Raw genomic sequence first — 24,991 nt, 5'->3', positions numbered from 1 at the left:
GCACGGCTCAGGAGAGGGCATGACTGAAGAAGAGAAGAGAGCCGGAGCCGGGGAGTGGGTCGGTCTCGCCGTCCTGGTACTGCCCTGCCTCCTGGCGTCCATGGACATGTCCGTCATGTTCATCACGCTCCCGTCCCTGACGGCCGACCTCGGCCCGAGCAGTTCCGAGCAGCTGTGGATCATGGACGCCTACGGCTTCCTACTCGCAGGTCTGCTCATCACGATGGGCACACTCGGTGACCGCTTCGGGCGGCGACGCGTGCTGCTCACGGGCGCCGCGGCCTTCGGCGCCGCCTCGGTCCTGGCGGCCTGCTCGACCAGCCCCGAGACACTCATCGCGGCACGCGTGCTCCTGGGCATCGCCGGAGCCACGCTGGCTCCCTCCACTCTTTCCCTGATCCGGAGCATGTTCCACGACGCCGCACAGCGGGCCACCGCGGTCGGCATCTGGACAGCGGGCTTCGCGGGCGGTGCTGTACTCGGCCCGATCATCGGCGGTCTGCTCCTGGAGCACTTCTGGTGGGGATCGGTCTTTCTGATCAACGTGCCGGTGATGATCCTGCTGCTGATCCTCGGCCCACTGCTGCTGACCGAATACCGCGACCCCAAGCCTGGCCGTTTCGACCTGCTCGGCGCCGCCATGTCTCTCGTGGCCGTGCTCGGCGTCATCTACGGCGTCAAGGCGATGGCGGAGCACGGCTTCGGGTGGATTCCCCTGACATGCTGTGCCGCCGGTCTCGCCGTGGGAGCGGCATTCCTCCGCCGCCAGCACAGGGCCGCGAACCCGGTGATCGACATGATGCTGTTCCGCACACGTCGGTTCAACGTGCCACTTCTCATCGACGCGCTGGCGACGTTCGGACTGGTCGGCTTCAGCCTGTTCAACTGGCAGTTCATGCAACTCGTCCTGGGCATGGGTCCGTTGAAGTCAGCTGTGTGGTCCTTGCCCACTTTCCTCGTGATGCCCCTTGGTATCGCGCTGGCCACCGCGTTCGCCCCCCGCATCGGTAAACACAACGTGATCGCCGCCGGGCTGCTCGTGGCGACTGCGGGCTACGTCATGCTGGCCCTGCTCCAGAGCGATTCGGGAATCGTCCACCTCGTCAGTGGCATGACCGTGGTCTCGATCGGCATCGGTGCCGTCTCCGCAGTCGTCACCGAAGTGATCCTGTCCGCCGCACCACCGGAGCGGGCCGGGACGGCCTCCGCCATGGCCGAGACCTCTGCCGAGTTCGGCGGGGCGCTGGGCATCGCACTCCTGGGCAGCATCGGCACCGCCGTCTACCGTTCGGAACTGGCGGCCAATGCTCCTGACGACCTCACGTCCAAGGAACTTGAAGCGGCGAGGAGCACTCTCGGCGGCGCCGTCGAGACCGCCGCCGTCCTCCCGAGGGGCACCGCCGAATCCCTGCGGAACGCGGCCTTCGACGCCTTCGCCCGTGAGGCCCGCATCGCCTCGGTGGTCAGCGCCGCCCTGATGACCGGCGCGGCCATCCTCATCGCCACCCTGCTCCGCACCGCACGCACCCGGACCAAACCCCAGACCCCCCGCTCCAGAGCGGAGCATCATGGGGTTCACGGGCCCCAGAATGGCTTGAGACACGGCTGAAGGGCTGTCCCGTAATGATGGAGGTGCTGGCTGGGCGGCGAGCCGTAGTGGGCGGACAGGCTCTCTGCGTCGGCCACCGACCACGATGCCGCCCCGGACTGCTTGCGGCTGCGGGTCTGGTTTCGGCCTGATACCCGCCTCGGGCGGGGCCGGTCCTGGCGGCGGGCTTTCCGTCAGGACTCCGGCTCCGCCCGGGAGTGGGGCTTGGCCCGGACGTGCATGCGTTCTCCCTGGGGGCCGAACAGGTTGAGGACCTCCACGGGGGATTCTCCTGCGGGGCCGAACCAGTGCGGCAGGCGGGTGTCGAACTCGGCGGCCTCGCCCGGCCCCATGATCAGGTCGTGGTCGGCCAGGACGAGCCGCAGGCGTCCGGACAGGACGTACAGCCACTCGTACCCCTCGTGCGTGATGGGATCAGGCCGGTTGTGTTCCGGAGGGATGATCGACTTCCAGGCTTGCAGGCGTCCGGGCTGCGTCGACAGTGGGATCACCGTGCGGCCGTTGTGGACGCGGGGTCTGCAGCGGATCCGCGGGTCACCGACCTCGGGCGCCCCGACGAGTTCGTCCAGGGGGACCTGGTGGGCCTGCGCGATGGGCAGCAGCAGTTCCAGGCTCGGGCGGCGCTGGCCGGACTCCAGCCTCGACAGTGTGCTCTTGGAGATGCCGGTGGCCTCGGCCAGCGCCGACAGGGTCACGCCGCGCTGGGCGCGGACGCGCCTGAGGCGGGAGCCGACCTGGGCCAGCGTGGCAGCGATCGGTGATTGCTCGTCCATACTCCCATTCCACCTCCCACGTCCCAGAAATGGCAACAGAAGTTGTCACCCCATGGCCTGGCGCGCACTATCGCGCCAGGAGGTTGTTTCCATGATCGATACGACGAATGACCAGAACAGCAGGGCACAGCACGGCGACGCCGACGAGGTCCACGACGTGGTGGTGGTCGGCGCCGGGGCGGCCGGTCTGAACGCCGCCCTGCTCCTGGGCCGCGCTCGCCGCAAGGTAACGGTGATCGACGCAGGCGAACCGCGCAACGCGCCCGCCGCGCACATGCACGGCTTCCTGTCCCGCGACGGCCTGCCCCCGGCAGCCCTGCTCGACCTCGGGCGCGCCGAGATCGCCCGCTACGGCGTCCAGCTCATCCATGGACAGGTGGAACAGATCGACCACGGCCACTACGTCCGCATGGCGGGCGGAGTGGTACTCAAGGCCCGCCGCATCCTGATCGCAACCGGGCTGCGCGACGAACTGCCCGACATCCCCGGCGTCCGCGAGCGGTGGGGCAAGGACCTGCTGCACTGCCCGTACTGCCACGCCTACGAAGTCCGCGACCAGCCCCTCGCAGTCCTCGGCACCCACTCCGGAGCGGTCCACCAAGCCCTGCTCCTGCGCCAGTGGAGCGACGACGTCATCTTCTTCCCACACACCCTGGACCTGACCGCGCAGGACCGGGAGCGGCTGGCGGCGTGCGGCCTGCGCCTCATCGAGGGCGAGATCAAGCAGCTCGTCGTCGACGGCGACCGGCTCCGCGGCATCGAACTCGCCGACGGCCGCGTCGTGCCCCGCGCCGCCGCCTTCCTCTTCCCTCGCCCAGTGGCGCACGACGAACTGCTGACCCAGCTGGGCTGTGACAAGGACGACAACGGCTGGGTCACCACCGACCGCACGGGCCGCACCAGCGTCGTCGGTGTCTGGGCCGCCGGTAACGTCGTCGACCCACGAGCCCAGGTCGTCGCCGCCGCCGGCATGGGGTCCGCCGCCGCCTTCGCCATCAACACCGACCTGCTGGACGAGGACATCGACCGCGCCGTCGAGCAGCGCCGCCACGCGATTGCTGCCACCCGGTAGCCCACAGCGCGGCAACACCGGACCCTCACTCCCCCACCCGTACAGGACAGGGAGACCGCACACGGCCCACACCTGGTGGACGGCGTCACCGGGCAGACGTTCACCGCACGCGTCCCCCAGGTGGAGCGACCCGTCCTGGTCCAGTTCCGGTCCACCTGGTGCCACCCGTGTCGGATGGCCACTCCCAGCTGATTCACCGCCGGGCAGTCCGGCAGCCTGGACGTCGTCCGGGTCGACCTGGACGAGGAGCCCGAGCCGGCGGCCCGGATCGGCATCGGCTGTGTTCCCGCCTTCGTCGTCCGTACAGCCGGCCGGCCCGCAGGCCCATGAAGCAGGCAAGACACTCGAAGGTGTCCCGGCTGCGTCTGTCCAGGTGAGCGATCCGCACCGCCCGCCCCTCACCTGATGTTCTGCTGAGGAGGTCGTTCAGGAGAGCCAGTCGGTGTAATGGGTGGGGGCGATGCGGGCGTCGTTCCGGGCGGTGAGGGCGTCGCCGTGGACGACGGCGAACATGCCGGCGGTGTCGTCGGTGACGACAGAGTGCCCGTCGCGCTTGGCGGTGACGGTGAGCCGGCCGAGTTCGTCGAGGGGGTAGACGTCGGGACCTGCGATGTTGACCACGCCGTTCAGAGGGCTGCCTGCGGCGACTTCGGCGACGAAGCTGGAGACATCCGCGGCAGCGATCGGCTGGATCGGTGTGCTTGGCAGCCGGACGGTGTCGCCGTCGGTGGTCATGGACAGGGTTGCGTCCATGAACTCCATGAACTGCGTGGCGCGGACGATGGAATAGGGGATCGGCCCGGCCTTGAGGATGTCTTCCTGAAGTACTTTCGCCCGGTAGTAATCCAGGTCGGGGACGTGGTCCACGCCGACGATCGAGAGAATGACGAAGTGCCCGACGCCGGCCTTCTCGCTCGCGGCGAGAAGGTTGTCCATCGAAGTCTGGAAGAAGGCGAGCGAAGCGTCGTCGAAGGTCGGGGAATTCGCCAGGTTGATGACGACGTCGGCGCCCGCCACTGCCGCCTCCAGCCCCTGACCAGTAATGATGTTCACGCCTGTGGACAGGGAGTGCGGTACGGCTCGATGCCCGGCTGCGTTCAGGTTCTCCACGACTCGTGACCCGATCAGTCCGGTTCCGCCGATAACTGCGAATTTCATGGCATGTACCTTCTTTCGATGTTTGGTGCCCCGCTTGCACTCTATGGGGATCTGATTCCTATACAGGTGGCGCCGGCGTCGCCGGGCTCCCGGTTGCGGTGCGGTAGAACTCGGCTGCGGTGACCGTGGCGGGGACGGCGAGTTCGGCGGCGACCGCGGTGATCGCGGTCGCGCCGACGGCGAGGTCTGCTTGGCCGTCGGTGACGAAATACGGAGCGATGAACGTCTCGTAGTGGGCTCGGACTTCGTCCGCGGTGTGTCGGCCGAGGAACGTCTGGATGTACCGCACCGTGGTGTCGGGTTCATTGTGGATCATCTGCAGGGCGCGCCGGTGGGCTCGTACGACGGCCTGGACCGCAGGGTCGTCAGGGTGGACGTAGGTGGGGTCGACGGCCACACCTACGGTGGGGATCCGGAAATGGTCGCCGACCCACGCCAGCACTTGCCAGCCGTGCTCGGCGGCCATCGCCTCCGGTGCCATGGTGCTGCCGACCAGGGCGGCGTCGATCCTGCCCTCGTGGAGCCGGCGCAGGTCCATGCCGTAGTCGCCGGGCGGGCGAACGATCGTGTGGATGTCGCGGTCCGGGTCGAGGCCGACTTGGCGCAGCACGATCCGGGCGAAGCACCCGGGTGCGGTGTGGGGTGCGTGTACCGCCAGCCGACGGCCTGCCAGGTCGGCCAGGGAGGTCGGGCCTGGGCGCGCGAGGAACCAGAACAGCGGGCGGTCGGTGTTGACATTGAGTGCGACCCAGGGGATGCCATCGGCCAGTCGTGACAGCAGTGCCCGGCCGAGCCCGATGGTGGCGCCTCGGCGCAGTCGCTCATCACCCCAGGAGCAGCCGTCGCGCAGCGCTACGTGGACACCCTCGTCGGCGTAGTAGCCCTGCTGGTCGGCAATGTAGGCGACCAGTTCCTCATGCAGCCCCCGCCCGACATAGGCGAGATCGATCGTGTACATGGACGTTCTTCCTTGATCGTGTCACCGCCCTGCGCCCGCGTGTGCCGCAGGCCCGGCTGCTGCGGCCTGTGGTGCAGAGGTGACGGCGTGCCAAATGCGGTCCGGTCACCGGCCTGACCGGGACGGTACGACCCCTTGTGTGGGGCGGCGGCGGGCGTCAGTACATGGACATCCCGCCGTTGACCGCGGCCGTGGTGCCGGTCATGAAGGCGTTGTCCTCGCTGGTGTAGAAGGCGACCGCTTGGGCGACGTCGCCCGGGTGCGCCAGGCGACCCAGGGGGGTGGCGGCCACCTGCCGCTGCTTGAGTTCCTCGTCGACCACATCCGCCATGCGGGTGCCCTCCACCGGGCCGGGCTCGACGACGTTGACCGTGATGCCACGCGGGCCCAGTTCCTGGGCGAGGTACCGGGCGAACTGCGCCAGTGCGGCCTTGGCCGTGCCCAACGCGATCATGCCCTCCCGAGGCCGGCCGCTGAGGCCGGTACCGAGATAGATGATGCGTCCCCAGCCCTGCTCGGTCATGGCGGGCAGAACGGCTTTGGTGACCGTGAACGCCGCACGCATCTCGTCGTCGAGCTTGCCGCCCAGTTCTACCCACGTCATGTCCTGGAACGGCTTGATCACATACGGGGTGAGCGCGTTGTGCACGAGCACGTCGATGCCACCCCATGCCGCCTGGACCTGCTCGGTCAGGCTCTCGACCGCCCCTGCCTCGCGCACGTCGGCCTGCGCTGCCATGGCCTGGCCGCCTGCGGCCTGGATGCCGACCACGACCTCCTCGGCCGCCGTGCCGCTGCGGAGGTAGTTGACCACCACGCGCATCCCTCGCGCGGCCAGAAGGCGCGCGGTGGCCGCACCGATACCGCTGCTGGCCCCTGTCACCAACGCCACCCTGCCGGTTGCCACAGTCACGGGCCCACCTCCTGCTCTCTTCGTGGGCCGTCGGCATGACCGCCCGGAGCTGTTCATCGTCGACGCCGGGGCGTGCCGAGCGGATCGCCCCGCAGAGCACGGCATCGACCGGTCGCCGACAGCAACCCGGCCGGGGACCCTTCGAGTTCGCGCCGCAACTGCGAGACGCGCAGCCGCTCCAACTCGCCGCGATGATCTCTCAGCAGTGCCGGCAGCAGTCCCCGCCGGTGCGCCCCGACGGACCAGCAGGTCCGCCCGGCCGCCGTCCACCGCACCCTCACTCTGCGTTTCCGGTCTGCTCGGTGATGAAGTCCGGCAGCATGTCGTGCATGACCAGCAAGTCGTGGTCCACGTCAGGCATCGAGACCGGATCCATGGCGGCAAGCGTAGGCGTACGACGCAGTCGTGGCTGGTTGCCGGCCTCGGATCGCGAGACGTGTCGGTCAGGCGCGGCCCCCCTCAGCCCCATGTGGTCGACCGCGACCAGCGGCAAGCCGGTGCACCTGGCCGCGCTCGCCGACCGGCGCATCGACCGCATCTACCCGGCAGTGCCTGATCTGTCCGCTCCACTGCGCTGAGAGCCCTCGTGGACGCCATCGGCTCCTGCTTACTGTGTCCGGGTGAATGATGTGACGAGCGGGTGCACCGGACGTGTGATCGTGCTGGTCCTGCCCGAGGTGAACCTGCTGGACCTCGGTGGCCCGGTGCAGGTCTTCGATGCCGCTGCCCATTTGGGGGGCGGCTACTGGCTGGAGTATGCCGCCGAGACCGGCGGGGTGCGCTCGGCGCAAGGCCTGCAGCTGACCGGTCTGTCGCACCTGGCAGCGACGCAGGCCGGGCCGGGCGATCTGGTATTGGTTCCCGGGCCGAGACTGTCCGGATCCGGCCGACTGGCACCGGAGGCCGCAGTTCGCTGGGTACGGGAAGCGTATGACGCCGGGGCCCGGGTGGCGTCGGTGTGCAGCGGTGCCGCCGTCCTCGGAGAGGCGGGACTGCTGGACGGCCGGGCATGCACGACGCACTGGTCGCTCACCACGGCGATGCGCGAGCGTTACCCCTCGGCCCGGGTGCGCGAAGCCGCGCTGTACGTCCACGACGGACGGGTCAGCACCAGTGCGGGCATCTCGGCCGGGATCGACCTCTCGCTGTCTCTCGTCGAACAGCACCACGGCCCGGAGCTGACCGCCGCGGTCGCCCGTGAACTGGTGCTGTATCTGCGACGGGACGGCGACACCACACAGATCAGCCCGTTCCTGCGCCACCGCGACCATGTGCAGCCCGCAGTGCACCGGGTGCAGGACTACCTGGCCCAGAATCTGCACGCCCCTCACACCCTGGACGAGCTCGCGGCCATCGCCCACCTGTCTCCGCGCGGCCTGACCCGGGCCTTCACCAAGGCCACCGGCATCACCCCGCTCACCTACCAGCGGCAGCTGCGCCTGGAGCGGGCCCGCACCCTGCTGGTCGGCACCGGTCTGACGGTGGAGGCCGTCGCGGCCCGTTGCGGCTTCCGCGACGCACGACAGCTGCGACGCCTGATCACCGAAACCTACGGCGCCTCGCCGTCCCGGTTGCGGACACAGTTGCGGTTGGCCGGCTGACCATCCCGTTCTTCGGGCGGTGGCTGTTCCTCGGCCTTGCCCGTACTCCCTCTTCCGTTTCCCCTGCTTTGAGCCACGGGTGCACAGCACTGGCACCACGTGTCCGAACTATGGAGGTATGTCTTGTCCGAGGTAAGTTCCGAGATGAGTAAGGGCCGTAAGGCGGTCCGCCGTACCGGCTGGGTCCTGACAGGCGCGGCGCTGTCGGTGGCGTCGTTCGCCGGGGTCGCCCTCGCCGGGGTGAGTGCGTCCATGGCGGACAGCTTCGCGCCCGCTCCTGCCGCATCCGACACGCGGTCGTGGCCTGCCGCCCGGCCGGTGCCGAAGGACCGCATCACGGTGGCAGTGGTGGTCAGCAACGAGGGCTCCGTGGCAACCGACGTCCTGGCGCCCTATCAGGTGTTCGCCGAGTCGGAGAAGTTCTTCGTCTACACCGTGGCGGCCGAGCGCCGTGTCTCCCCGTTGTCCGGCGGAGCGCACCTGCTTCCCGATCACACGCTGACGGAAGTGAAGCGCGGCACACTGCCGGAACCCGATGTGGTGATCGTGCCCGCGGTGACCGACCCGGCCGACGCCAAGGAAGCCCGAACACGCCAGTGGATCGCCCAACGCCATCACAATGGCGCGCGCGTCCTCGGTGTGTGCGCGGGCTCGGAACTCCTGGCCGCCTCCGGCCTGCTGGACGGCCACGAGGCGACCTCGTTCTGGTCCAGCATCAGCTCCCTGAAGCGCCATTACCCGCAGGTGCACTGGAAGCGCGGTCAGCGGTACGTCGAGGACGGGCGGGTGACCACCACTGCCGGCATCACCTCCGGCACCGTCGGCGCCTTGCGGGTGGTGGAGGAACTGGCGGGCAAGGACGAGGCCGCCCGCATCGGGAAGAGGCTGTCATATCCGGGCTGGACCCTGGACGGGCCAACCGCGATCCCGGCCAACCAACTCGCCATCGGCGACGTGCCGTACGCACTGAACGCCGCATTCCCCTGGCTGCGGCCCACCGTGGGCATCGGTCTGGTCGAGGGTGTCGGCGAGATCGACGCGGCTGCGGCCTTCGAAGCCTACGCCGGGGTGTCCTTCACCGCGCGAACGGTGGTGCTCGGGGCACGCGACAGCATCACCACCCGTCACGGCCTGGTCCTGATCGCCGAGACAGCGCGCGGTGGCTCCCACGGGGTGGACCGCTTCGTGGTGCCCGGCGTCGCAGACACCTCGGCCGTGGACACGCCGCTGCACACGTGGGCGCGCCGCAACGGCCTGGCCGTGGAGTTGCCAAGTGGAGGACGGCGTGAGGGGGAGTTCGGTTTCGACCCGGTCCTGCGCGACCTCGCCGAGCACAGCGACGTCCGTACGGCCCTGGTCACGGCGAAGTTCTCCGAATACCCCTCGTCCCATCTGGAACTGACCGGCGCGCCCTGGCCCAAGCGGCCGACTCTGCTGGCCGCAGGAGCAGTCGTGATCAGCGTTGGAGTGGGGTTCGTCCCCACGGTGATCCAGCGGGCGGTGCGGCGCCGGCGCACGGCGTAGCCGGTACGTGGATCCCCGGACATCCGTGGAACGCGGCCAGTCACCGAGGATGACCACCACTCGGGCGAAGGATCGCTCGGCGGACGCCGCAGACGACAACGGCGGGCTCGGCGGCTGCCCCGGTCGGGCGAACGGCGCCGTTCCACCGTCAACGCCGGTGCAAGGGAGCGCCGTTCCGCGCAGCAATCGCGAGCTGCTCGACAGGAGAGACCGTCATGGGGACCCGGCCCGTCGAGCAGATCTTCGGCAGTTTCCGTGGATTCGAACGCCCGACGAACCACCGGGCTCCGACATGAGTTGTGCGCCTCTCGGTTGTCGGTCACCAACTGCCGTGGCCGCCGTCCCCGTGCCCGCCGCCGTGATGACCGCTGCCGGCTCCTCCCCCGGACCAACCGCCCGGGTCCAGGTCGTGGGCGAGGCCGTGGCCGCCGGTGGTGAAGTCGGCGTAGAGGTCGCTCAGCTCGCCGAGGAGTCGGCGGGTGAGGGCGCCGGCGCCAGTGGTCAGTGCTGCTGCGAGTTCCTCGTCGGCAACTGCGGCCGTTCCCGCGGTGGTGGGCGTGAGGTGGTCGGGCGCGGCAAGGGCTGCCAAACGGCGGCGATCGGTGATGCCCTGCAGGCCTGGGTAGGCGGCAGGGGCGAGGCCCGCAGCCTGGACGAGCACGGCGAGGGATACGTCGCGGGTGGCCTTCGGCATGGTGGAGCCGTGGCGGACCACGCTGTCGAGACGGGCCAGCAACGCCCGGCGGCGCGGCAGGTCGACGGAGAGAATGTCGTGGCGGGTACGGCCGCCGGGCTCGCGCCACCGGCGGACCCGGACCGCCTTCTGGTCCTCAAGCCGGGAGAGGTACTCGGTGGTGAGGGAGCGCGGTGTCCGGCGCAGCCAGTCCTTGAGGGTCGGTGGTGGAGCAGCCGCCCCCAGACTGCGCAGAACATTGTTGAGACGACGGTCCTCAACGCGCCGGGAGTCCGTCACCTCGATCCGCCGGGGGCCGACCATGATCCGTCCGGCCAGGCCCAGATCCGCCAACTCCGATGCCCGCAGAGCGAACCGGAGCCGGTCATCGGCCCGTATCCGTATACGTCGCCTGCCCGGGACTGTCGCGAGCAGGAGCAGTTCGTCCCCCATGGTCACACATGCAGGTTAGGCGCGGCTGGCGGAGGAGGGGAGTCCTCCGCGGACCCTCGCCTCGGCTTCGCAACTCGCCGCACCGGGCGCTGTCGAAAGCGAAGTACGGTAATACCTCGCTGCCGCCGCATCCGTGAGTCGCTGGTCGTTTCTGCGGTATGGGCGCAACACTGCGAACTCGCTCTACGGAGCCACGAAGGTGGCTCTGGACTTCTTGACCCGCCGCGGGAAAGGAGCTTTGGGCCCGGATCCCGCTCGGGCGTATCGCCCAGCCGAAGGAGATCGCCTGGTGGATCGTGAACGCGGTGCGCCCTGAAGCCGGCTACCCCACGGGTACGGTCGTTCGTGTCGACGGCGGGCTGAGCGCGGGTGGGTGAAGGCAGGGCGATACCGATCGGAGAACTGGTGAACGAGGCCGGCACCACCATTCGGGCGTTGCGGTACTACGAACTGCAGGGCCTGCTCCACCCCCGCCGAGCACCGAACGGCTACCGGGAGTAGGACGAGTCGACGATCGCTCTGGTGGGCAACATCAGGCTGCTGCTCTCACTCGGCCTCACCGCCAATGACGTCCGTGGCTTCCTCCCCTGCCTCGATCGAGACATCGCCGACACTCCCGTCTGTCCCGCCAGCGCGCGAGTCATCGCCCGCAAGCTCACCGATGTGGAGGAGAAGATCGCCGCGCTGAATGTCGTCCGCAAACGTCTCATCGACGTACTGGCCCGATCCGGCGGCCAGGACCTTTCGTTCGGATCAGGCCGGATGAGCGAGCGGCGCCCCGTGCCGTAGATCGCAGGGCGGAGGAGGGAGTCGGACGGGTCTCCCCGCTCGAACGGAGCCGAGGCCTCGGGGAAGGAGGGCGAGCGACGACAACGCGGCAAGGCGCGGCACCGGGCCCCGAGCCCGGCAAGATCCAAACGATGCCGCGCCGGTCTGTCACGGCCACGCGTCGCAGCTACGGAGACACTCCTGCCGCAGGGCGCTCCCCCGGACTGTGCGCGGTGCCCGTCCTGGTGGATCTCCCTGGCGGACGCGAGTACTGCCCTTGGCCGCCTTCGAGCGGGCTCAGGCGACCGGATTGCGTGGGTGGGTGCACGTGCGCGCCACGACGTTCCAAGGCGCGTACGTCACCACCGACGTCATCGCCCCCGACGGCCGTAGGGAGCACCCACGCCCCGAACCACCGGGACCGGCGGTGCTTCGAACAACCGCCCGGACACACGCCTGGAAGACAGAACAGGATCACGAACGCGGCGCTATATGCCGCTCGGTCCCTTGGCCGCGGCCCGCGCCACGGCCGGCGCGATCGCGCGCTCGACCGCGGAGCGGCCCGCTCCGGGACTTCCCGTCCGCTCCACCATCGTGCGGACCATCGCGTGGTAGAAGAAACTGGGCGAGGCCGCCGACCACAGATCGATCCGCTCCGGGTCGAGCAGGAAGTCGAGCACGGGCTCCGGCTCGGCCGGCACGAACGCGTACTCGCTGTGCTCCCACTTGTCCTCCACACCATGGCTCCATCGGTCCCGCAGCTCGTCCTCACCCAGATCCGCCAGCACCACCCGGAAACAACCGGCCCACTGGTGCCGCCGGGTGTCCATCCCGAAGGACAGCAGCTCCACACCGGAGATGTCCTCCTCCTGTACGGCCAGTTCCTCACGCAACGCCCGGCGGGCCGCGCCGAACAGGTCCGGGACCCCGTCTTTGAGATCATGCTTTCCGGACAGTCCCTCATTGGCGGAGGAGTTCCACCGGCCGGCATTGCCGCCCACGGTCGCGCTGCGCCGGGAGAACAACATCTTGTTGTCCTTCCCCGTGATCACGATGACGTTCACCCCGAAACTGCTGGACAGGAAGCCGTTCACCGTGACCGGGTCGGCCCCGTCGAGGTAGTGCTCGCGCAGAGTCAGCCCGGCCCCCTCGCCCTCCTCAAGGCTGCGGTCCAACTGCTGCGAGGCGAGGAAAGTGAAGTAGTCCGTGGGAGAGAAGCGCAGCTCGACGATCGGGTCCTCGTACTCGTCGCTACGGGTGACCGCGATGGTCTCCAGTGCGAAACGCGGGTGGTTCCAGCGCCGAACGGCACCGGAGACTGCCTGTGTGCGCTGCTCGTCCTCGATCTCCTGGCGCCAGCGCAGCACCTCCTCCGGCACATGCACGAAGGTGTCCGGATCGAAGTAGACGCGGACGTTGTCCTCCTGGATGGGCCGCGTCCCATCGCCCTCGTAGACGTGGTACGGCGTCCTGAGCGGGCCGATACGGAACAGGTCGCGGTCGGACACGGGAACCCTCACTCCCTGGGTGACAAAGGGGAGTTGACAGTTGCACACCGCCCCTGGCTCGGGCAACATCAGAAATCTTCAGGGGGGAGCCGTCGGTGGGGCGCATACCGGATCGCGGTGCGGCGTACGTCGTGTGCGTGGACGTGTATGACCATCCCGAGCAAATCCAGGGCTCCCCCGCCCTGCCCGAACTCGGCGGCATCGTCGACCGGTTCTGGCAACTGGCCGACACTCTGGGCTTCACACCCGGCGGTCCGGTCATCACCGGCAGCAAGGCCGACATCGAGAAGGGCCTGGCCGCGATCCGCACCGGGACCGCCGACCGCAAACTCATCTACTGGATCGGCCACGGCCACCAGAGCGGCCGCACCCTGCTGCTCTGCCGGGACTGGGGCAACCCGGACGGTACCAGCGGCGCCCTGACCGGCGACGATCTCGGCTGGCACGTCGTCGCGATGAAGGGCGACATCCTCGTGATCGTCGACGCCTGCTTCGCCCAGGACATTGCGCAGCGGGCGGACGACGCCGTGCGGCAAGCCGAACGCACCCTGGGCACCCCGCCGGTGCCCGGTGGCGCCCCCGCGTCGACCCGCAGCATCGGCTGCGTGGGCACGGCGGCCGGCGCCGCGCTGCCCGGTACCTCCGCGCGGGCGAGTCGGGCCCAGGTCGGCGTCTGGCTGGATGGCTGGGCCGAGGTGTGCGGGAATCCGGCCCACGCCTTCCGCCGGGGCCGGCCCCTGTGGAGTCCGTACTCGGACGCCGTGGACGCACCCGCCGTCGTGGAAGCCGTCTCCGAACACCTCACCGCCACCGGCAAGATGCAGACAGCCCGGCTCTACGGGGGAGAACGCCTCGCGAAGTTCTTCACCAACCCCCATTTCGTCGCCGACGCCCCGCCCCGGTCGGCGGCCAGCGCGGCGCCGACGCCCCACAGGCGCCTCGGCGGCCTGAGACTGGAGGCCGACGACGAACGGTTCATCGGCCGCCGCGATCCGCTCGACCGGGTGGCCCGCTGGCTCGGATCCGCCCACCACAACGGAGTCATGGTCGTCAAAGGTGGCCCCGGCAGCGGAAAATCGGCATTCCTCGGCCAAGTAGCGCTCATGACCCTTGAGGACTCCCCCCGCCACAACCACCTGCCCGCCCGGCTGCGGACCGACCTGGTCGGCGCGATCGACGCCGTCATCGGCTGCCGGGGCCGCAGCAGTCTGAGCTGCGCCCGCGAGATCGGCACACAGCTCGGCCTGGACACCACCGGATGGACCGACACCCGCCAGGCCGTCGGAACGCTGGCGACCGAATGTGCGCAACGCCCCCGGACCGGCCTGATCGTCGACGGCCTCGACGAAGCGGACGACACCGATCTGGACTCGATCATCACGGATGTCCTCACTCCGCTCCTCGAACACAGCAGGATCAAAATCCTCATCGGGACCCGCGAGGACACCCGCAGCAGCCAACACCCCCTCATCCACGACGCAGCCGGCCTGCTCCAGCTCGACCAGGACCCGGACCGTGACAGGGACGTGGCCGCCTACGTGAACCGGCGGCTGACCGAGCCCTCCTCCCCCTACGCCGACGGCACCGTCCCGCTGGACCTGCTGCGGTCCGTCACCGAGGCCGTCGTCGACCGCAGCCAGGGTGTGTTCCTCGCCGCCCGCTTCTACTGCAGCGCCCTCACCCGCCTCGATACCCCACATCCACCCGAGCACCCCGCCTTCCGGGCCCTCCTGGTCTCCGGTCTCGGCGAGGTCTTCGCCATGGAACTGCGCTACATGGGCGCGGCCCTCGGCGAATCGGGCGAGAATTCCGACACCCTGCCCGGCCGGCCCGACGGGCTGCTGCTTCCGCTCGCTCTCGCCCAGGGCGCGGGCCTGCCGGACGAGGACGGCATCTGGCTGGACACGGCCAACGCCCTCGCCGAGCGCTGCGGAACCGGCCACCACTACACCCGCGACGACATCCCCCGCATCCTGCGGGTCGCCGGTGCGCACATCGATGTCGACGGCGATGACGGCCAGCAGGTGTACCGGCTCTATCACAAGGCCCTGATCCAGCACCTCATCGACGGCGTCCGCGCCACCGCGACTCCGGCCGACCTGCACTCCACCATGACCGACGTCCTGCTGCGGGTGCATGAGACGCTCTACCACGAGCGGCCCGACACCAACAGCTACATCGCCCGCAACGCTGCCTCTCACGCGGCGGCCGCGGGGCGGCTCGACGAACTCGTCGAGAACGCCGACTTCATGATCCGTGCCGACCCCGCCCGGCTCATCCCTCTGCTCGATCAGACCACGTTCCCGCCCACTCCGTACACCATCCTCTACCGCCGCGTCGCGGAGGAGCTGCTCGGCAGGACCCCGTTCCAGCGGGCCGCGCTGCTGCGTGCCGCCGCCGTGCGCCATGACCCGCGACTGCTGCCCTGGGCCTCACGCTCCATGTCCCTGCCGTGGCAGGACCTGTGGACCACCGCCGACCCCGAGGCCTCGTACAGGGAACTGCGCGCCCCCTACGGCGACGTCCGCGCTCTCGCCTGTACACCGGCGCCCGGGGACACCGTCCTCGGGTCCGGCGACCAGGTATGGCAATGGCCCTTGGCGAGCGGGCGCCCCGAACTGCTCCGCCGGTTCACCCCGGTCGCTGCCGGACACCGTGTCAACCGCTTGCACGCCCTGACCGTTCCGGCCAGGGCGGACAGCGCGATCGCCGCCGTCGCGGCCGACACCGAGCGGGTACTGATCTGGCCCGCGGACCCCGCCGAGGCGGTCCGCCCACTCGGGTGGGGAGCACGGGTCGGCGGAGTCGCGGTGGGAGCGGACCAGGACCGGGAGATCGTCGTGGCCGCCGTCGGCACCCAGGTCGGAATCTGGGAGTGGACGGAGAACAAGCCCCGACACCTCGGCTTCCTGACCTGGCCACAACAGCACACCACCCAGCGCGACACGGCGCTCGCCGTGGCGGTCGCCGAGATCGGCGCCGAGGCCGACCCGGAACTGATGGTGATCGCGGGCGGTGACGGCGGCTGCGTGGTGTGGGGGGTACGGACACACCGGAAGCTGCTGACCTTCGGCGCGGACGGCGGCCGGTGCGAAGCCCTTGCCGTGGCGCCGGACGCGGCGGGCGTTCTGGTCGTCGGGCTGTGCACCGGACCGCCCGACCTGCGGGTGTGGCGGATCACGGCGGCCGATGGGGACTTCACGGCACGTCAGGTGTTCACCGCCGCGCTGCGGCATCGCTCGGGGCTCGCCGTCGCGCTCGGCCGGGGCGGCGGGCGGACGCTGGTAGCGGCCCTGGACGGCGGAGCCGCCCGGGTCTGGAGCCTGGCCGACGGCCGTGAACTCCCACCGCTGACCGGCCATCGGACCCGACCGACCTCGCTCGTGTTCCGCTCCGACGACAGCGGTCAGGTCGCCGTGGCCGACGGCGTCCGGGTCAGGGTCTGGGATCCGCCCGCGCAGACGGCCGTTCCGCACCCGCGAACCGGGCTGCCGGTCCCCGGCCGACGGCACGTAGGCGCTGTGGCGGCGCGGCCCGACGGCTCCGGCGCCGTCGTCCTCGCCTCCGGGACGGCAACCCGCGTCTGGGACCTCGACGGCGGGCACCTGCACGACGAGCCGGCTCTCGGCCGCGTCGCCGGCGTCGCCCTGCACGCGGAGCCCGCAGCCGGCCTCTGGCTCGCCGTCAGCGGCCGGGACGACACCCTGGGGCCCTGCGTCCGGGTCCGGGAGCTGGATCCCGCCCGGACCGCGAGCAATCGGTCGGGCCGTACGTACTCCCTGGCCGTTCCGGATCGCGAACGCGATACGAGTCTCGGCTCCGTCGCCCTGCACCGGGACAGCGCGGCTCTGTCGGTTTTCGCCGCCGACGACCGGCGTATCCGCCGATGGGACGTCCTGGAGCGGCAGTCGCTGCCCGACCACTACGTCACCACGGGCCTGGTGGAACACCTCGTCGTCGTCACGGCCCCGGGCGCCCTCCCCCACCTGGCCGCCACGGCGGGCGACTCGCTCTGGATCTGGCCGGAACTGCGGCCCGGACTGCCCGGTCGGCGTTTCCGGTTCACCGGCGGGGCCGCCCACGCCCTCGCAGGGAGCTACGACGCCGACAAGCGGCCCTGGTTCGCGGTGGCCACCTCAACGGGAGTCTTCCTGTTCACGCCTGACATCCAGAGCGCCCACCCCGCGCTGCCCGACGCACCTTCGAACGTCCACTCCCTCGCCTTCGAGACGACAGCCTCGGGCCGGACCGTCCTGGTGGCCGCCTCCCGCACCCGCGAGATCCATACCTGGTCCACCGACAGCCCCGGCAAGCCCGCGCGCCGCATCACGGACCGCGGCTACGCGGTACACGGAGTCTTTGCCGCGCCCGCGCGCTCCGGGCTCCACGTCGCCGCCGTCGGCCTCGACCGCATGGACCTCCTCCGCCTCACCGACCCCGACTGATCCTCGGTCGGCATCGGCCTGTCTCACTGGAAGGAACGCACGTCTATGGCGCACGACCTGGTGATCTTCGTGCCGGGAATCCTCGGCAGCATCCTGCGGACCCCGGACGGGGACACGGGAGGGAACGGGGGCGAGGACGTCTGGAGGCTCACCTTCGGCGTGGCGGGCAGCGTGCTGCTCGGTACCGAACGGTACTTCGACCGGATCGCCCTGCCGGACGGGCTCGGCAGCGCCGAACCCGACGGCGAGCACGCCCTGCGGCCTGCCGGGCTGCTGGTGGAACCGCGCACCTGGCCCGGACTCATGCCGCACGTCGCCTACAAGCGTCTGGCCCGCTACTTCGCCGCCCAGCACGACCAGCGCATCGTCACCTTCCCCTATGACTGGCGGCTGTCCAACCGGGTCTCCGCACAACGCCTGGCGGAGTTCACCGAGCGCGAGCTGGGCCGATGGCGCGAGGAGCGCAGGGCCGCGGGCGCCGTCGAGGAGCCCAAGGCGGTGTTCGTCTGCCACTCCATGGGCGGCCTGGTGGCCCGGTACTACCTGGAGGTCCTCGGCGGCCGGGAGATCGCCCGCTCGATGGTGACGATCGGCACCCCGTACGCCGGTGCGGTCAAGGCGGTCCAGGCGCTGACCGGCACCCTGCCGCGCCGCAAGGTGCTGAACCTGCCCGGGCGGCTGCGCGAGGGACTCCTGCGCGCCGCCCGCAGCATGCCGTCCGTCCACGAACTCCTGCCCACCTACCAGTGCGTGACCGGCCACCCCGACGGAACCCGCCTGGACACCGTCGACGTCCCCGGCCTGGACACCGAGATGGTCCGCCGTGCCTTCGCCTTCCGGAGCACGCTCGACGAGCACGTCCGCAAGAACGCCGCCGCCGACCGCGCCGCCGGCACCGGGCCGGCCTACCGCGTCTTCGCGGCCGGCGGCCGCGGGATGCCGACCGACGTCTCGCTGAGCCTGTCCGGCGGTGAGACCCGCTATCGCGACCGGTTCGAGGGCGACGACCGCTGGCAGGGGGACGGGACCGTGTGGTGCCTGTCGGCCGCTCCGCCCGAGTGGCCCGACACGGCGCACATGGACTGGTACCCCCGCGGCCACACGGCTCTGGCCAACGACGAACTCCTGCACGGCCAATTGCGCGACCGGTTCGATGCTCTCGACGTGCGCCCGTACCAGTCCTCCGGAGTCTCCTTCGGCATCGAGGTGCCCGAGGTGGTACGGGCCGGTGAACCCTTCACCATCGAGGCAGTATCCGAACACGACGGGCTGCTGCTGGAAGCGGCTCTGATCGCCCCCGACGGAACTCCCACCGACGAAGCCTGGCGTCTGCTGCCCACGGCGGAGGGCGTCTTCCGCGCCACCGCCGTCGTACCCCCCGGCCTGTGGACCCTGGAGATCAGTGCGCCGAGGGTGCCTGCCGCACCCGTACAGGAGGAGACGCTGCTGGCGCTGGAATAGGTCCGGGGCGGGCGTCACCAAGCCCGGTATCGGAGTCTTCCGGGACCTTTGCGCGAGGAAGGGGCCGAGCTCGGCCGTCCAAGACGACGACCGCCGCGCGGGCGGCAGGAACAACTGCTGCACGCGGCGGTGGCGCTGATCTCGCGAACGACACCTGGCTGGTTTCGTGTCCGCCCTGTTCCCCTCAAGCGGAGTGGGGCGTTGACTGGTTCAGGAACACGGGTTCTGACCGGGAAGAAGGGACATGTGATGCCCCCTGCGCAGCCGAAGGACTCGCCACCGCTTGTGGTCGGCGACCCCCCGGACGAGGCCCACTCCACCGCCGGGAGCATGACCCCGTTCGACGACACCTACGACCAGCCGGACCCTCGTGCGTACTTCCGTGCGCTGGGGCCTTGGGAGTACCAGACCCCTCACCATGCGCAGGGCGTGTTCCGGCACATGCTCGACACATGCGGATCCTCGAAGGACGCGGCAGGCCCGGACACGGTGCTGGACATCTGCTGCTCGTACGGCTTCAACGCCGCCCTGCTCAACCATCACCTCACCTGGAACGACCTGTACGCCCACTACACGTCCCCGCAGGCCACCACGATGACCACCGCCGAGTTGATCGAGTGGGACAAGGCGTTCTACGCGGCTCATCGGCGCTCGGACGCGGTTCGCGTCGTCGGGCTCGACGCCGCGCCCCGTGCCGTCTCCTACGCTCGTGCCGTGGGCCTGCTGGACGACGGGTTTGCCGAGAACCTGGAGGTCGCACCGGCCGGCCCTGCCCTGCGTCAGGCCGTACGGCGCACCTGTCTGATCACCATCACGGGCGGAACCAGCTTTCTGTCGCAACGCACCTTCCGACCTCTCCTGGAGAACGTCCAGGGGCCCGTGCGGGTCGCTGCGTTCGTACTACGTACCGGCTCCTACCAGCCCATTGTCGACTGTCTGAAGGCGTACGGCCTCATCACGGAGAAAGCCTGCGGGCGCACCTTCCCGCAGCGCCGCTTCACCAGCCCGCAGGAGCAGCAGTACGCGGTCACCGCGGTCATCGCAGCCGGTGAGGATCCGCGCGGCAAGGAGAGTGACGGTTACTTCCACACCACGCTGTACGTGTCACGCCCCGCGACGGACGCGGCACAATCCCCGTCGGGCGCCCCGCTCGCCCAGGGTCCGAACGAAAGTCGCTAGACCGTGACCCGTGCGACGGGCCGGTCGGCGGCGGACAGGAGACGCCCGACGCTCTCGCCGCTGACCTGCCGGATCCTCCTCACGGGTCGTTTCGCTCCGGCGCCAGGCGCCGGGTGAGGTCGGCTGTGGTGACGATGGCGTGGGCGAAGGTGGGGCCGTTGAGTTCGTGTGCGGCGTGCATCATCTCGGTACTGAAGGCGGCCGTGGCGTCGCGTACGAGGGTGACGTGGTAGCCGAGCTCCATCGCGTATCGGGCCGTGGACTCGATGCAGGTGTTGGCGAGCAGGCCGATGAGTACGACATGGGTGATGCCGTGCTGTCTGAGCTGAAGGTCCAGGTCGGTGTTGGCGAAGCCGCTCTGGGCCCAGTGTTCGTGGACGACGATGTCGTCGTCGGTGGGCTGGAGATCGGGGTGGAACTCACCGCCCCGGGTGCCCAGGGCAAAGGTGTGACGCTGCTGGAGAGCGCGCTGGGTGGGATTGGGGTTGGCCCAGGTGACGTAGTCGTCTTCGCGCCAGCGGCGATGGGGTACGAAGAACACCCTGCCGCCCGCGGCGCGCGCGGTGGCGGTGACGGTTCGCAGGTTGTCCAGCAGGCCGACCTCGATGGCTACCTTCCTCACGGCAGGCCAGACCTTGCCGCCTTCCGACAGGAAGTCGTTGTAGGGGTCGACCAGCAGGATCGCCGTTCGACCGGAGTCGTAGTGGTGGTTCATGCCGACGCTCTCCTGACCTCGCGGTGGCTCGGTGGGGTGTCGTGCGACATCGACGGGTTCGCCGCCCGTTAACGACACCCCGGGCACTGCGGTCACGCCCGCCCGGGAAGACACCCGCACCGGCGCCGCCGCGACGGCGCCGCGTCATCCGGCGGTGAGCGTGCGCCAGTCGCGTGAACCCATGTCAGCGGGTGTGCCGTCGAGGATCCTGGCGGTGCGCGCCGAGGGTTCGAGGGTGACGGTCGCGAGGCTTGCCCAGCGGTGGGACCCGCCGGATACCCCATGAGGTCGAGGGGCACCGAATCCGGTCGTGCGGAGCCCACGCATGGCCGGATCCGACGACCGACGGCGTGATCGGCCGGCCCGACGCATGGCCGGCTGCGAGAATCGCTCCATGCGGATGATTGTCGAGGACATGGCCTACCGCCTGACCGAGGTGCCCGGTGTGATCGGAGTACTGCTCGGTGGAAGCCGGGCGCGCGGAGAGCACAGGCCGGAATCGGACTGGGATCTCGGCGTCTACTACCGGGGCGGGCTCGACCTCGGCGCGTTGCGCGGGCTGGCCGGTCCCGATGTGGGGGTAGCCGGCCCGGAGGCTGGGGCCCTTGGGCGAACGGGGGTGCGTGGCTGCGGGTCGACGGTGTGGCGGTGGACTGGATTCCGCGGGACCTGGACCGGGTCGAACAGGTGTGGGCGGACTGCCGTTTGCTGCCGACCACGCGAGTCCCTCTGTTCCTGACGACCTCACGGTTCGCCGACGCCGGTCCGTGGTCCGGGATACCGACGCTGTGCGTGCGGGGTTTCTGAGCGGCGGTGCCTGATTCCGGGTACTGATCGCCGGGGCGTGGACCGCCGGATGGCAGCTTGGCGTGCCGGGGGTGCGAGTTCGCGCTCCGGCTCGGGAGGGCCCGCGGGGTGACCGGTCGTGAGGTGACCGGATTCCGGGGCGGCAGGGACGTGGACGGCGTCTGCCGCGCCGGTGCCACGTCGTGCCGCCCGGGTCGCCGGGCCCTGCCGAGGGGGCCTGTCCAGTTCCGAGAGCCGGAGGCCGGTGGCCGGTCCGGCTGCTGCGGCCTGGCGGGCGACGCCTCGCCGTCCGGCTTCCGGTTCGGCGTGGCAGGTGTGGTGCGTCATCGGGTGCTGGTCGGTTGTGGGGCCGAACAGAGGTGTCCGGGCGGGAACCCCGGCCCGATTCCGGCGGGCCGGGGTTCCGTGTCAGGCGAGTGACTCGGTTACCACTTGCCCTCGTGGCGGTGGTCGATCACCCGGAAGCTGCCCACGACACCGTCGCGGACCCACACGCCGCCCCGGACGTGGCCCGGGAAGACGCCGTCGCTGGAGCTGTGAGGTCCGACGGTGGCGATGGGGGCACCGTTGTCGCAGGTGGCCCCGCGGAAGACCTCGACGGTCCGGCGGCTGTCGTTGCGGATGTTGAGGCTCTTGGAGCCGAGGCCGCTGACCACGGTGATGCAGCCACCGCGCTCGTCGGAGTAGGTGCGCTCGTTGATGTGGATCCGGCCCTCGAAGCGCTCCTCCTCGTGGCCACGGCGCTCGAAGCCACGGCCCTCCTCGCCCCTGCCTTCATTGCCCCTGCCTTCATTGCCCCTGCCTTCGTTGCCCTTGCCCTCGTTGCCCTTGCCGGCGTCGCCGCCGGTGAGGGCCGAAACGGGGGCGGCGGCCTGCTGGACGACGGGGGCGGCCTGAGCCGGCTCGGAAGTGGCGGCCGACGCGTAGGTGATGCCGGTGGCGGCCAGGGCCGCGGCTGCCGCTACCGCGGCAGTAACAACGGTGGAACGGGTAACCATGTCACTTCTCCTGTCTCAGAGAGGCCGACTGAGCAGTCGACCCGTGATTGAACGTACTGACGGTCCACATACCTGTCATATCGGATGCATTGGTGAAGGGGGGTGGATCCCCCATTGGGGGACAAGGAGTACGCCAAATGCTATTTCCGGATAATATTATTAATGTCCAACCTGACTGAAAAATCAGCGAGTTGATGATTGGTTGGTCTGTCCGGGCGACTTCCTGATTCCGGGTCACCCTGGCGCCAGCGTGTCTGTCTTTGACACCTGCCGAAACCGCGTCACGCCAACACTCCGAACGCCCACCGCTCACGCCCCGACCTGCAACAACCGCCTGGACAACCACTGCGAAACCCCGGGCGCGCAGCGCAGGGACACCACGGACGTTCCACAGGAGGGCAGGAGCGGTCACAGATCCGCACCGCGTCCACCACGGGCTTGCCGGTCACCTTCCAGGACGGCGATTGCGCCGAGAACCGGCTGTGCGGACGTGGTGACTTCCCCACGTCCGACGCACTTCACTTGCCGTCCGACGCCGTCGAACCGGTCACGCACAGCGCAGGGCCCATCCGGAAGGCTATGCACGACAGCGCGTCAGGGGCCCTTTCGTTTGCATCAGGCCGGATCAGCGAGCGGGGCCCGGTGCCGTGGATCGCAACGGGCCGTCTCCGCTCCCGCACCCGGGCCGGTGGCCCCGATTCGCCCAAGTCCCGGCAGGCCGTCGTCGCCCCCATGCCATTGCGGCACCCGTCCCGGCAAGGACACCCCCTCGTTCCGACTGCGGCGTCGTGTGACGCCCCGCGCCGCTCGCTTCACATACCCGGGACCCTCGACCGCGGGCAGGCCTGTCGCCCCGGAACGATGAATCCCCGGTCGCTACAGGTCCTGCACGAAGGGCCGGCCGGCACACCGTCCGGCCGGCCCGCGTGCGGTCAGGCGGTGTGCAGTGTCAGCCCGTACCGGTTCAATATCTCGTTGATCGGCTGGTGCCAGGTCTCTCCACCGCCGCCGCAATTGCCCCAGCCGCCCGAAGTGACTCCTTGTGCCTGGTCTCCGCTGATGAAGGATCCGCCGGAGTCACCCGGCTCGGCGCAGACGCTCGTCTTCGTCATCTGGTAGACCGCACCTTGGCTGTAGTTCACGGTCTCGTTCGTGGCCAGTACGTTTCCGCAGTGCCAATGGGACGTGGAACCGGAGCGGCAGACGGAGGCACCTATGGGTGCCTCCGCGGAGCCCCGGACCAGCTGGTCGGAGACGGTGCCCCAGCCAAGGACCACAGGTACGGTCCACCAGCCGTTGCCGACACTGACCCAGGCGTAGTCGTCACCGGGGAAGGACGATCCCTGGAAGTTGCCGATGGCCGAGCCGTCCCAACCGCTGACCGCGGCGCCCGCTCGGCCGCAGTGTCCTGCGGTGACGAAGCCGCCATGGACGGAGAAGCCGATGGAGCACCGGACGTTGCCCGTGTAGTACGGATCCCCGCCCACGGTCCCCGCGGAGAAGGTCCTGGGCGCCTCAGAGGTCTGCTTCACCAGGACCGGGCCGGCCTCGCGGGCCCGTTCGACAAACTTTCGGACATCGTTGTCATCCTGTGCGGACGAGACGACGTTCACGACGACCCGATTGGCTTTCGGGTCGACGTGCCAGCTGCTGACGCCGTCCGGTGCGGACAGTGCGTCGAGCCGCTCCTTGGTCGCGTCGAGCTGCCGCGCGCTGTGACTCACCAGCCGGACGTCTGCGCCCGCCGCACCCACCGCGTCGGCCCTCCCGGCGTCGGTGACGGCTACAGTGAGCCTCCCCTTGTCCGGGTCGAACCAGGAACCGGCGTACGCCGTTCCGGCGGCCCTTCGCGCTGTGCGCTGTACGGCAGTTGCCGTCTTCTCGGCGGCCAGACGCGCCTTGGCCTGGCCTTCCGTCAGACCGAGGTCCCTGCCCATGGCAGAAATCAACCCGTCGGACGCCGGCGCCTCGGCGGCATCGGAACGGGAAAGAGTGGACGGAGAGTTTGTGGACGGAGAGTTCACAGCGGAGGCGAAGGCGAGACCTGCAGTCGCCCAGGCTCCGACGACCAGAGTGGCGGCAAGACTCGCACGTAAGGCTGTCATGCGTCTCAACGGAATGACCCTTCTGTTGTTCCGACATCGTGGGGAGGAACAGCAGGCGCCCGAGACGTCTCAGCTGAGAGCGCTCTCAGACTGTGCCGCAAGGGACTGTAGCCCAGCAGCATCATCAGGTCCATGCCAATGCACCCTCCGGGCCGGGACGCTCCGCATGGCCGTCAGTGCGACTGCCGCCTGTTCGGCAGGAGGTCGCGGCGACGGCCTGCTGAAGGAGTCGATCCCGCGCCCGAGCGCACGGCCACGAGGCGGCTGAGCC

Annotated in this window: 20 protein-coding genes and 1 pseudogene; 12 read left to right on the top strand and 9 right to left on the bottom strand. The window is 69.8% G+C overall.

Annotation, left to right across the window (positions count from 1 at the left end; all coding sequences use genetic code 11):
- The first annotated feature begins 19 nt into the window (after positions 1 to 19).
- Complete coding sequence (locus tag ACF1B9_RS12470; protein WP_391744332.1) at positions 20 to 1,609, top strand: MFS transporter; 1,590 nt, start codon at positions 20 to 22, stop codon at positions 1,607 to 1,609.
- A 173-nt stretch (positions 1,610 to 1,782) separates the two neighbouring features.
- Here ACF1B9_RS12470 and ACF1B9_RS12465 read toward each other — a convergent pair whose 3' ends face one another.
- Positions 1,783 to 2,382, bottom strand: a complete 600-nt coding sequence (locus tag ACF1B9_RS12465; RefSeq protein ID WP_391744334.1) for a helix-turn-helix domain-containing protein — start codon at positions 2,380 to 2,382, stop codon at positions 1,783 to 1,785.
- A 91-nt stretch (positions 2,383 to 2,473) separates the two neighbouring features.
- Here ACF1B9_RS12465 and ACF1B9_RS12460 point away from each other — a divergent pair, with 91 nt between their 5' ends.
- Together ACF1B9_RS12460 and ACF1B9_RS12455 are read left to right on the top strand one after the other, a co-directional pair.
- Positions 2,474 to 3,454 carry an NAD(P)/FAD-dependent oxidoreductase gene (locus ACF1B9_RS12460; protein WP_391744335.1) on the top strand — a complete coding sequence of 327 codons (981 nt, stop codon included), beginning with the start codon at positions 2,474 to 2,476 and terminating at the stop codon, positions 3,452 to 3,454.
- A gap of 75 nt (positions 3,455 to 3,529) precedes the next feature.
- The gene (locus ACF1B9_RS12455; RefSeq protein ID WP_391744336.1) at positions 3,530 to 3,646 is read left to right on the top strand and encodes a thioredoxin family protein; all 117 of its coding nucleotides are present in this window, start codon (positions 3,530 to 3,532) and stop codon (positions 3,644 to 3,646) included.
- 234 nt (positions 3,647 to 3,880) lie between these two features.
- On the opposite strand, the gene ACF1B9_RS12450 is transcribed toward ACF1B9_RS12455, so the two are convergent.
- From ACF1B9_RS12450 to ACF1B9_RS12440, 3 genes are all read right to left on the bottom strand, one after another.
- A complete protein-coding gene (locus ACF1B9_RS12450; RefSeq protein WP_391744338.1) occupies positions 3,881 to 4,612 on the bottom strand; it encodes an SDR family oxidoreductase in 732 nt (243 codons plus the stop codon).
- Positions 4,613 to 4,670: 58 nt separating this feature from the next.
- Complete coding sequence (locus ACF1B9_RS12445; RefSeq protein ID WP_391744340.1) at positions 4,671 to 5,570, bottom strand: ABC transporter substrate-binding protein; 900 nt, start codon at positions 5,568 to 5,570, stop codon at positions 4,671 to 4,673.
- A gap of 157 nt (positions 5,571 to 5,727) precedes the next feature.
- On the bottom strand, positions 5,728 to 6,483 hold the full coding sequence (locus ACF1B9_RS12440) for an SDR family NAD(P)-dependent oxidoreductase (protein WP_391744342.1): 756 nt from the start codon (positions 6,481 to 6,483) through the stop codon (positions 5,728 to 5,730).
- Between the two features lie 620 nt (positions 6,484 to 7,103).
- Here ACF1B9_RS12440 and ACF1B9_RS12435 point away from each other — a divergent pair.
- Both ACF1B9_RS12435 and ACF1B9_RS12430 read left to right on the top strand, forming a co-directional pair.
- A complete protein-coding gene (locus tag ACF1B9_RS12435) occupies positions 7,104 to 8,084 on the top strand; it encodes a GlxA family transcriptional regulator (protein ID WP_391744343.1) in 981 nt (326 codons plus the stop codon).
- A gap of 144 nt (positions 8,085 to 8,228) precedes the next feature.
- On the top strand, positions 8,229 to 9,608 hold the full coding sequence (locus ACF1B9_RS12430) for a DJ-1/PfpI family protein (RefSeq protein WP_391744345.1): 1,380 nt from the start codon (positions 8,229 to 8,231) through the stop codon (positions 9,606 to 9,608).
- 319 nt (positions 9,609 to 9,927) lie between these two features.
- On the opposite strand, the gene ACF1B9_RS12425 is transcribed toward ACF1B9_RS12430, so the two are convergent.
- The gene (locus tag ACF1B9_RS12425) at positions 9,928 to 10,734 is read right to left on the bottom strand and encodes a GPP34 family phosphoprotein (RefSeq protein WP_391744464.1); all 807 of its coding nucleotides are present in this window, start codon (positions 10,732 to 10,734) and stop codon (positions 9,928 to 9,930) included.
- A gap of 248 nt (positions 10,735 to 10,982) precedes the next feature.
- Here ACF1B9_RS12425 and ACF1B9_RS12420 point away from each other — a divergent pair, with 248 nt between their 5' ends.
- The 3 genes from ACF1B9_RS12420 to ACF1B9_RS12410 are packed head-to-tail and all read left to right on the top strand — an operon-like array spanning position 10,983 to position 11,523.
- Entirely contained in the window at positions 10,983 to 11,111 is a 129-nt protein-coding gene (locus tag ACF1B9_RS12420) for a hypothetical protein (RefSeq protein ID WP_391795909.1), read from the top strand.
- Positions 11,104 to 11,235 (top strand): MerR family DNA-binding transcriptional regulator, encoded by a 132-nt coding sequence (locus ACF1B9_RS12415; RefSeq protein WP_391744346.1) that lies wholly within the window; start codon positions 11,104 to 11,106, stop codon positions 11,233 to 11,235. The genes ACF1B9_RS12420 and ACF1B9_RS12415 overlap by 8 nt, the downstream gene beginning before the upstream one ends.
- A 21-nt stretch (positions 11,236 to 11,256) precedes the next feature.
- Entirely contained in the window at positions 11,257 to 11,523 is a 267-nt protein-coding gene (locus tag ACF1B9_RS12410; RefSeq protein ID WP_391744348.1) for a MerR family DNA-binding protein, read from the top strand.
- Between the two features lie 467 nt (positions 11,524 to 11,990).
- Here ACF1B9_RS12410 and ACF1B9_RS12405 read toward each other — a convergent pair whose 3' ends face one another.
- Positions 11,991 to 13,010: a translation initiation factor 2 gene (locus ACF1B9_RS12405; RefSeq protein WP_391744349.1), complete on the bottom strand. Its 1,020-nt coding sequence runs from the start codon at positions 13,008 to 13,010 to the stop codon at positions 11,991 to 11,993.
- 137 nt (positions 13,011 to 13,147) lie between these two features.
- Between ACF1B9_RS12405 and ACF1B9_RS12400 the strand changes: the two genes are divergently transcribed.
- The 3 genes from ACF1B9_RS12400 (at position 13,148) to ACF1B9_RS12390 (ending at position 20,095) form a co-directional block, all read left to right on the top strand.
- Positions 13,148 to 17,455: a WD40 repeat domain-containing protein gene (locus ACF1B9_RS12400; protein ID WP_391744350.1), complete on the top strand. Its 4,308-nt coding sequence runs from the start codon at positions 13,148 to 13,150 to the stop codon at positions 17,453 to 17,455.
- A 45-nt stretch (positions 17,456 to 17,500) separates the two neighbouring features.
- A complete protein-coding gene (locus ACF1B9_RS12395; protein ID WP_391744351.1) occupies positions 17,501 to 18,916 on the top strand; it encodes an esterase/lipase family protein in 1,416 nt (471 codons plus the stop codon).
- Positions 18,917 to 19,165: 249 nt separating this feature from the next.
- Complete coding sequence (locus ACF1B9_RS12390; protein WP_391744352.1) at positions 19,166 to 20,095, top strand: hypothetical protein; 930 nt, start codon at positions 19,166 to 19,168, stop codon at positions 20,093 to 20,095.
- Between the two features lie 79 nt (positions 20,096 to 20,174).
- On the opposite strand, the gene ACF1B9_RS12385 is transcribed toward ACF1B9_RS12390, so the two are convergent.
- The gene (locus ACF1B9_RS12385) at positions 20,175 to 20,810 is read right to left on the bottom strand and encodes an isochorismatase family cysteine hydrolase (protein ID WP_391744354.1); all 636 of its coding nucleotides are present in this window, start codon (positions 20,808 to 20,810) and stop codon (positions 20,175 to 20,177) included.
- A 415-nt stretch (positions 20,811 to 21,225) separates the two neighbouring features.
- On the opposite strand from ACF1B9_RS12385, the pseudogene ACF1B9_RS12380 reads away from it, so the two are divergent.
- Positions 21,226 to 21,515, top strand: a pseudogene (locus ACF1B9_RS12380) (nucleotidyltransferase domain-containing protein); the annotation flags it as partial.
- 527 nt (positions 21,516 to 22,042) lie between these two features.
- Here ACF1B9_RS12380 and ACF1B9_RS12375 read toward each other — a convergent pair.
- Complete coding sequence (locus ACF1B9_RS12375; protein WP_391744356.1) at positions 22,043 to 22,615, bottom strand: hypothetical protein; 573 nt, start codon at positions 22,613 to 22,615, stop codon at positions 22,043 to 22,045.
- 932 nt (positions 22,616 to 23,547) lie between these two features.
- Positions 23,548 to 24,720, bottom strand: coding sequence for a S1 family peptidase (locus ACF1B9_RS12370; protein WP_391744357.1), 1,173 nt, complete (start codon positions 24,718 to 24,720; stop codon positions 23,548 to 23,550).
- Positions 24,721 to 24,991: the final 271 nt, after the last annotated feature.

The organism is Streptomyces sp. NPDC014727 (assembly GCF_043083485.1).
In the GTDB taxonomy this organism is placed as follows: domain Bacteria; phylum Actinomycetota; class Actinomycetes; order Streptomycetales; family Streptomycetaceae; genus Streptomyces.
Note: the sequence above shows the minus strand (reverse complement) of the source record. Positions and strands in the feature narration are given on the sequence as shown.